The sequence below is a fragment of the Rodentibacter rarus genome, from assembly GCF_001998965.1.
Classification (GTDB): domain Bacteria; phylum Pseudomonadota; class Gammaproteobacteria; order Enterobacterales; family Pasteurellaceae; genus Rodentibacter; species Rodentibacter rarus.
Genome location: NZ_MLHJ01000113.1, coordinates 1 through 7,982, shown reverse-complemented (window position 1 = coordinate 7,982; position 7,982 = coordinate 1). Strand labels below are relative to the sequence as shown.

At 37.0% G+C, this 7,982-nt stretch carries 7 protein-coding genes and 1 tRNA gene; all 8 read left to right on the top strand.

What is annotated here, in order from left to right; genetic code table 11:
* Positions 1 to 365: bacteriophage T4 gp5 trimerisation domain-containing protein (locus tag BKK50_RS10310; protein WP_425272392.1), on the top strand; the 365-nt coding region annotated here is incomplete at its 5' end.
* Positions 366 to 1,145: 780 nt separating this feature from the next.
* On the top strand, positions 1,146 to 1,445 hold the full coding sequence (locus BKK50_RS10305) for a helix-turn-helix domain-containing protein (protein ID WP_077417776.1): 300 nt from the start codon (positions 1,146 to 1,148) through the stop codon (positions 1,443 to 1,445).
* 180 nt (positions 1,446 to 1,625) lie between these two features.
* The gene (gene mobH / locus BKK50_RS10300; protein ID WP_077417774.1) at positions 1,626 to 3,524 is read left to right on the top strand and encodes a MobH family relaxase; all 1,899 of its coding nucleotides are present in this window, start codon (positions 1,626 to 1,628) and stop codon (positions 3,522 to 3,524) included.
* Between the two features lie 25 nt (positions 3,525 to 3,549).
* On the top strand, positions 3,550 to 4,446 hold the full coding sequence (locus tag BKK50_RS10295; protein ID WP_077417772.1) for a tyrosine-type recombinase/integrase: 897 nt from the start codon (positions 3,550 to 3,552) through the stop codon (positions 4,444 to 4,446).
* A gap of 229 nt (positions 4,447 to 4,675) precedes the next feature.
* Positions 4,676 to 4,751, top strand: a tRNA-Asn gene (locus tag BKK50_RS10290).
* A gap of 234 nt (positions 4,752 to 4,985) precedes the next feature.
* Positions 4,986 to 7,376, top strand: a complete 2,391-nt coding sequence (locus tag BKK50_RS10285; protein ID WP_143529808.1) for a P2 family phage major capsid protein — start codon at positions 4,986 to 4,988, stop codon at positions 7,374 to 7,376.
* A complete protein-coding gene (locus BKK50_RS10280; RefSeq protein WP_077417768.1) occupies positions 7,376 to 7,597 on the top strand; it encodes a hypothetical protein in 222 nt (73 codons plus the stop codon). The genes BKK50_RS10285 and BKK50_RS10280 overlap by 1 nt, the downstream gene beginning before the upstream one ends.
* Before the next feature lie 121 nt (positions 7,598 to 7,718).
* A complete protein-coding gene (locus BKK50_RS10275) occupies positions 7,719 to 7,970 on the top strand; it encodes a type II toxin-antitoxin system Phd/YefM family antitoxin (protein ID WP_077417766.1) in 252 nt (83 codons plus the stop codon).
* The last annotated feature ends 12 nt before the right edge of the window (positions 7,971 to 7,982 follow it).

The window sequence follows — 7,982 nt, the reverse complement described above, 5'->3', positions numbered from 1 at the left end:
CGCCGGGACAGGAACAACTCAATCTACATGCTCAGCGAGATATGAATACAGTGGTGTTGAATAACCGGAATACGATAGTGGCAGGAAATCATTCGGAAACTATTCGTGATCAACAATCAATAGAAGTAACTCTCAATCGCTACATGGAAATTCACCAAAACTCTATCTCTCAGATAAAAGAGTTGTCCATTGATGTAGGGAATATGTACCAGATTTTTGTTGATGGTAATATAACTTTTACTTCAGAAAGCGAAATTTTGTTAAAAACAAATGGTAGCTTCATTAAAATAGGTAATAGCCAAGTTAATATAAAAGGTGAAAAGGAAATTTCAGCAAATGGAGAACAAATATTTTTAAATGAGTAGGAGTGTAGTAAAGTTTAGGTATGGTAGATAAAAGTATTACTTTTTATTATTTTTCTAATTATTTCCAACTATTTTTATTAAAAAATTATTTATAAAAATAATTTTATACCTTTTTTATTAATTTGTTATGAATAGATAATTTCCGCTTCATCTCTTTAGATAACCCATTCAAGAGGTTTTTCTATTTTTATATGATAATATGTTTCAAAGGTGAATAAATATTTCATTTAGTATTTTAAAATAATGTAATCTCCTCTTAGATTATGATTTTATAAGGGCTATAAAAGACCTTTTTATATGGAGAATAAATCAATTTTACTCCTCCCCCCTCAAGAAAATAATATCTGCAATAATATTTAGCTAAGTTTGTTGTAAGTGATAAACTCGGCTTTAGGGTATTATTCAATATAACGTTGAGTGGCTCTGATTGAACATTGATATTTTCGACTAATTATTTATAGCATTTTCCTCTGGTGTAATCAGTCCAAGCATCTATCAAATTTGATTTCTTTGTGAAAGAAAAGGTTTTATGACAGGAAGAAACAAAAGTATCTCTGAATATTATTTTTCTTCCCATGCTTTTGTATATTGCTTTTAAGGCAAAAAAGACAGTATTTTTGTTCATTTTTCAAAACTAAGCTTAAGTCTTTAGCTAACTTTTTGCTAATACTTTTTCTACTATGCCTAAATTTATCTAAAATTGGAAAAGAATTTTCCATTGAAGATATTAGAGGCATAGGATAGATTTAAGGTATGTTTTATCTTCAATAATAAATAACAATGCTGGAACATATAGGTGATAGACTAAGAGAAGAGAGAAAAAAGTTGGATCTTAGTCAAAGGGAGTTTAGCAAATTGGCTGGAGTAACCGCACAAGCTCAATTTAAATACGAGCATAATAAAATTCTACCCAGAGCAAATTACTTCGTTAATATTAATTCTATAGGTATTGATGTAAACTATGTCCTTTTTGGAGTAAAAGGAGAACTAGTTAGAAATGAAGAAGAGAGGAAGCTATTGCATCTATTTAGAACATCAAAAGATCTTCAAAAGTTTATCTTGTTTGGTATTAAAAATTAAATGATTTATGGAGGTTTTAATTGAGTTACTTCTACTCTTTAGTTAATAATAAAATTTATTCACCATAATAAAACCAGATCCAAAATAATATTAATTTTCTTCTAAATTTAAATTATTTATTCATTGAGATCATTTCATGAATAAATATCCTTTCAAGAAAATGTAATGAGTCATTGATTTATGCTTTCATCAATTTTCAATAAGTTAAAAGGGAAAAAACAGGATTCCTTTGAGGTTATTTCAAATTTAGAAAACCAAAATCTTTCAATATCAAAAGTTGACAGTGGCGGGTGGATAGAGCCTTTTTCTGCATCAGAGTTACTTGATACCGATTTACGCCAAAAATACTTAAATTTAATTTGGCAGCAGGTTTCTATGACGCAAGATATGTATAACGAGCTTTATGAAAAACCGATTGAACGGTATGCAGAAATGGTTCAACTCTTGCCTGCTTCAGAATTTCATCATCATGCTCATTTAGGCGGAATGCTTGATCACGGGTTAGAGGTCATCTTATTTGCAGCTAAACTTCGTCAGAATTATGTATTACCCCCCAATGCAGCACCTGAAGAACAAGCTGAACAGAAAGATGCCTGGACCGCCGCGACCATTTATCTTGCGTTGGTTCATGATGTTGGAAAATCCATTGTTGATATTGAAATACATTTAAAAGGTGGAAAACGTTGGTTGGCTTGGAATGGTGTACCAACGGAACCTTATAAATTCAAATATATCAAACAACGTGATTATGCACTACATCCAGTAATTGGGAGCTTTATCGCCCATAACTTAATTTCGACAGAGGCCTTTGATTGGCTAGCTACTTATCCAGAAGTCTTTTCTACATTAATGTATGCTATGTCTGGTCATTATGACAAAGCCGGAGTTTTGTCTGAAATTATTCAAAAAGCCGATCAACGTAGTGTGGCACTAGCGCTTGGTGGCGATATTACTAAATTAGTTCAAAAACCAGTAGTATCGTTTGCCAAACAGCTGGTATTAGCTCTTCGCCATCTTGTTTCACAAAAATTAAAAATTAGTGAAAAAGGACCAGGTGATGGTTGGTTAACTGAGGATGGGTTATGGTTGATGAGTAAAACAAGTGCTGATCAAATTCGAGCCTATTTAATGAAACAAGGGATTAGTGTTCCTGGAGATAATCGGAAATTGTTTGATGAGATGCAAGTACACAATGTGATTGAGCGAACGGCCGAAGATACAGCTATTTGGCATTGCCAACTCAAATCAAATGCAGGGTGGGAACCTAAAGATAAGTTTAGCTTATTACGTGTGAAACCAGAGCTCATTTGGGATAATTTTGACGATCGCCCGGCTCTATTTGCTGGCACAATCAGGATTGTTTCTAAAGAAGAGAATAACGACATCGAAAAAACTGTACCAAATATGAATATTAGCATCTCAGAGGTAAACCTTACTGAGAATATTGAAGCAGAAAATTCTAATACTATTGGTAGGACTAAAGAAACCTCATATCAAGAGGATGAAACAGGAATACAAAATAGGGATAACGAAAGTGTTGATTTTCTACTCAATATGTTTGGTAAGGAGGAAACTGCACCGGTTGAAAAAACGAGTGAACCACCTGAAACTGAAGCAATGCAATCAAGGATACGAGTGACAGCAGAAACTCAAGAGACTAATCCAGAAATTTCTTTACCTGTTGAAACTACGATGGGAAGCATTGAAGGGCAACAATTTGTAGATTGGCTGAAGAATAAATTACTTAATGAGAAGCTAACATTTAATGATCGTACTGCTAAGATTCATATTGTTAATAATAGCCTTTTCATCGTTAGCCCGAGCTCATTTGAACTGTATTTACGAGAAAAAGGATTGTCTTATAGTGAAGAAATTGTGAATAATTTACAGTATGAATTTCAAACACTTGGCTTACATAAGAAACGAGTCGTTGGTGATGATACGACCAATTTTTGGCGTTGTCGTGTTATTGGGCCAAGAAAAGAATCATTCTTAGTCGGTTATTTAATTCCAAATACACAACTGTTTTTTGGTGAAAGAATTTTAATCAACAATAGGCATTTATTACTAGAGGAGTAACCTATGCAAAACACTAAGATTACATTTGAGCTTTTATTGCAAAAATTTTTTCCATAGATATCTGCGTGCAGATACTAAGAAAAGCTATGATAAAGCAATTCGACAAGTGCGTAAACATTGCGGTGTAGAATATCCTTCCCAAATAACCACTGAGATGTTATTGAAATGGCGTAATAATGTGATTGATACGAAAGTAAAACCCGTTACTTGGAATAGCTATATACGTCATCTAAAATCTATCTATAAATTTGGTATTGAACAAAAATTATTAAATTACGAAGAAAATCCGTGTAATAAATTATTTTTGAGAGTAGGTAGACCAAAAAGAAAAGTTTTAACATCTGTTCAATTAGATAAATTGGACTTTTTTCTTAGCTGTAGTGAAGGTTTGCCTGACGTATTAAAACCACAGTGGTTTATCCGAGTATTAGTTAACACTTTGCGATTTACAGGGATACGAAGAGCTCAATTACTGAGATTAAAAATAAAGGATGTTGATTTATATCAAAAGGTTATTCATATTTCTCCAGACATTAATAAAAATCACGAATATCATTGTATTCCTATTTTAGATAGGCTACATCCGTATATTGAAAAGCTAATTATAGAGCTAAGAAAACGTCATCAAAATTTAGATTCCCAGCTATTTAACATTAACTTATTTCGAAAAACTAGATATACAGGTCAAATAATGACAGAGTTTCAAATTAGTCATTTATTTAGAGTTATTTCAAGTAGAGTAGGATTCCAAGTATCACCACATCGGTTTAGACATACTGTTGCAACAAGCTTAATGAAAGATCCAGAAAACTTGTATGTGGCTAAACAGCTTTTAGGGCATAAGGACGTGAGAGTAACGTTAAGCTATATTGAGAATGATGTTGAAATGCTTAGAGAAAAAGTTAATTCGACGTTATTATAAAATAATCAATTATCCAGCCTTTACAAACTTTAGAAAAAGTGTAAGATCGGACTTGATCTATAACTGAACAGATCAATTGCTATGTATCGGCTGGGTACGGGCAAATAGTTTTGTGGCACGATCATTAATAATGTCTTATATGTAAATATTTTACGCAAGGGATTGAAAATCCCCGTGTCGGTGGTTCGATTCCGCCTCGAGGCACCATTCATTAAGTCGTAAAATCTACTCCTCCTTAGTTCAGTCGGTAGAACGGTGGACTGTTAATCCATATGTCGCTGGTTCAAGTCCAGCAGGAGGAGCCAATCTTAATTGAGCATCATAATTTCTTTGTTAAAGATTTACATAAAACATTTATTTAGTTTCCTAGTCGATACACGAAGAATGTGACGGTATAACCATCGTTATATCGGTGCTTGCCGAAGATTTTCTATTTTGTCTTGAGTATTGATTATTTAACAAAAGCAAGAAACGGAGAGATTCAAAATTTACCCGAAACCGAACCTAAAAATATCGGAGAATCCCCACTACAGCCACTCATGCAACTGCGACAAGGCTTTATTTATATCTATACCCATACCAAACACCGCCTCTTTTCTACCGACGATAAAGGCAAATGGCTGGTGTTTCGCTATGTGACCAACCATGATGACACCAATAGCGCAAGCAAATTCGAGCAATTGAGCAAGGGGCAAAATGCAGGCTTGAACTCAAGCTTTTTACTTTGCAAATGGGGCGAGCAAGGTGCTAACGGCGACTGGACGCTTGGGCAAATTGCCCCCCAAAACTATCCTTGCGTTTCTTCTCTCAGAAGTTTCAATACGGCATTTGTTGATAAAGATGTTGATATTGTTGACATCGCTTATAGTGAATATATGTGGTCATCTGAAATCATTCACTTGCTAGAAACCGATGAAAAATTTAGACAAGCGGTGATGACCACCGTCCACACCAACGCAAAAACACCTCAACATCACGTGGCGCCATTTAATGAACTTACACAGCATGTTTTAGAATATCAATCCGGCACACCGACAAACCATTTAGCCAAGGATACCCAACACTGGTACACAAAACTGGTTAATACCAACCTCCCCACCCCGTTATCCGGCTTACCCGATTATGAAGAAACCGGATTGATGGTCGCTTTACAGGATGTGGTGGGGCAGCTACGTGAATTGCAAAAGGTGATGATTGATTTAACCGAAAAACAACAAGACTATTATGCCCGCTATGCTTATCCCATCACTATCGGCAATATTATCGACCCGAAAATCGCTTATGATGTACGGGGAAAACCCTATCCATTTAAAACAAAGCAACGGGTCATTGAGCAAAAAGGCGTACAAAGTGCACTAATTAGCGAATTTAACGGCAAAATGACGGCATTGTTAAAAGAACCCTTTGAACGTTATGAAAAACCGATAAGCGAACTGGTAAAACAAGTGGTAAAACTCGCCAATCAGCGCACTTCATTCCGAGCGTTTTTTAACATTTCCGCCGGTATTATTCATTATACCCCTGAAGAAAATGGGATAGACCGTGGCTTTTATGTATTTTATCGTCTGCTGGCGGATTTTACCTATGGCTTAGAATGTTCGCCTGACGGCATTGCGGTCTTAGAAAATTTGTTCAGTGAGAAACCTGCGCCCGTCAATAATACACCGACCACTGTCGGCTGGCTGAAAGAACACAGTAAAAAAGTAACCGATGCGGTATATGGACAAGCGATGAAAATCCCGGCACGCCAACGCCAACATCTTTTAGAAGGCTATTTAAGTGCGATGGAACACGTCTATCTAAACAGCGGGCGTACTATCGCAAATTTAGTCACACTAAGAAAAATGCAGTTTGATAACGTCATGGCGATTTATGGTTTGGATGAAACCAAACTGATAAAAAATGCCGATTATTTCTTTGCCGAGATAGCGGACAAGTGGATGGACAGACTAATAAAACAGGAACGTTCACGGCAGTACGGTGACCGCAAAGCCAACGGGGGCAAAAAAGCCATCAGACAGGCATTAAGACAACTTAAACAGGACTTAAAAGCACAACACCGAATCAGCCTGACTGAAATTCAAGATTTGGAGAACCGCATACAACTTAGCGAACGCTATTATGGTTTTACCGGAATAATCACTACAAAATTTGTTGAAGATTCACCAAATAAAGCCTATGCGCTCTCTTTGCCGATTGTCAGCAACACGGACACCAACAAGCACGCCCGAGAACCGCGCAATATCGTGCAAGATGTAACCCCTTTTGAGTGCGCCCAAATTAATCTTGATGTTCGCCTTTTGCATAGCGAACTGGATCTTTTCACTGAAATTGATTTTGAAAAAGCCCTCAATGCCCGTTTAGGCGGTGAACTGGCGAAGAATCTCGCCATGGTAGGCTTTCACGGCACACACCGCGCAGACGATTCCGACCCACAAGCCCACCCACTGGGCGAAGATGTGGCGAAAGGTTGGCATGCACAGCTAAAAGAAAAAGCGCAAGTGATTCAAGCCGGTGAATTAAGTGGGCAAACAACCGCCCAACTTATTAAAAAAGCTCTTGAAAAATTGCCGGCAATACTTCGCGAAAGTGGCGATTTAATCGCAATTTGCGGACGTAATGTTTTAGACGGTGCATTGATTCAGCTTGAGCCCAAACAGCTTAATGCACAAAATGGCGTGCTTTTAACCGCACAAAATCTTATCGGGGGCTTGCGTGCAATCAATGCGCCCTTCTTTCCGGCAAATTGCATTCTAATTACCACGCTTTCAAACCTTGCCATTTACCTAAAACAAAACACGGCACGCCTATTCTTCAAGCAAGAAGTGCGAGAAGATAGCCTAAATGTTTATTTTTCCGTGCAGCTTGATTATTTGCTGGAAAATTACCGCCATGCGGTTTTAATTGAGGGCATTGAGGGGCGAGCATAATGGAAGAAAAAACCATTGAAGCGCATGCAGCGGATTTACTCCACGCCACAAACCTATTTTTGAATCACAGCGTGCAATGCTTAGTTAAACAAGGCGCCATTCAGCCCGGTGAAAGAAATGCGCTTATGCGTGAATATTCAAGGCTTATGGCAGAACAAACCCGTGAATCTGACCGCACTTCAAGCGAAACTCAAGCCCATTCCTTTATTTTTAGTTATTAACCCACCGCCCCGAAAGGGGCTTTTTTTATACCTCAAAAAGAAACTTTTAAAAGTTTTTTAATGTGCTATGATTCCTGCTAAAAAGACAAAAACGACAATCTAAAACAAAAAGGGGGGAATGATGGCAATTCATCAAATTTTAACGCAACAGGTGGCAAGCATTACCGATTTAAAGCGGGATCCGATGGGGATTGCACAGGCAAGTGAACAGGGCGCTATCGCCATTTTAAACCGAAATCAACCGGCTTTTTATTGTGTTACTCCCACACTGTTTGAATATTTTCAAGAACTAGCGGAAGATGCGGAGCTAGGTAGAATTGCACAAGAACGTATGAAAGAGGGTGAATTTATTGCGGTGAACCTTGATTGTTAATGATCATGCAAA